1 protein-coding gene is annotated in these 645 nt (G+C 55.7%); it reads right to left on the bottom strand.

Annotation, left to right across the window (positions count from 1 at the left end):
- On the bottom strand, positions 1–645 hold a 645-nt coding region (locus tag HCK86_RS23890), incomplete at both ends, for a tandem-95 repeat protein (protein WP_176086996.1).

Below are 645 nucleotides of genomic sequence, written 5' to 3' on the forward strand. Positions count from 1 at the left end.
CCATCGGCATCGGTGTCATTGGCTAAGACATCTAAGGTCACCGTTGTATCTTCGTTGGTGCTACCGGTGTCGTCACTCGCCACCGGACCGTCATTGACGTTGGTCACCACCACGGTGGCCACCGCGCTTGAGGTCGCCGTGCCATCACTGATGGTGTAGCTGATACTCGCATTGCCGACAAAATCGGCCGCCGGGGTAAATTCAAGCTGGCCATTGACGATCGCCACGCTGCCTTGCTCGGGAGGTACACTGGCGTCGCTAATGGTCAAGGTATCGCCATCCACGTCTGTATCGTTGGCCAATACATCAATGGTCACCACGGTTTCTTCAGCGGTGGTAGCATTATCATTCACCGCCTGCGGGCCATCGTTGACCGCCACAACGGTGACAGTCACGTTCGCCGTATCGGTAGTCGTGCCATCGCTGACCGTGTAGCTAATGTTGGCGGTGCCATTGAAGTTTTCCGCCGGCGTGTAGACGATTTGATTGTCCACAATCGTCACACTGCCTTGCCCCTCACCAATACTCACGCTTGAAATAGTCAAGGCATTGCCATCGGCATCGGTGTCGTTAGCTAAGACATCTAAGGTCACCGTTGTATCTTCGTTGGTGCTACCGGTGTCGTCACTCGCCACCGGACCGTCA

The sequence above is a fragment of the Martelella sp. HB161492 genome, assembly GCF_013184775.1.
Lineage (GTDB): Bacteria > Pseudomonadota > Alphaproteobacteria > Rhizobiales > Rhizobiaceae > Martelella.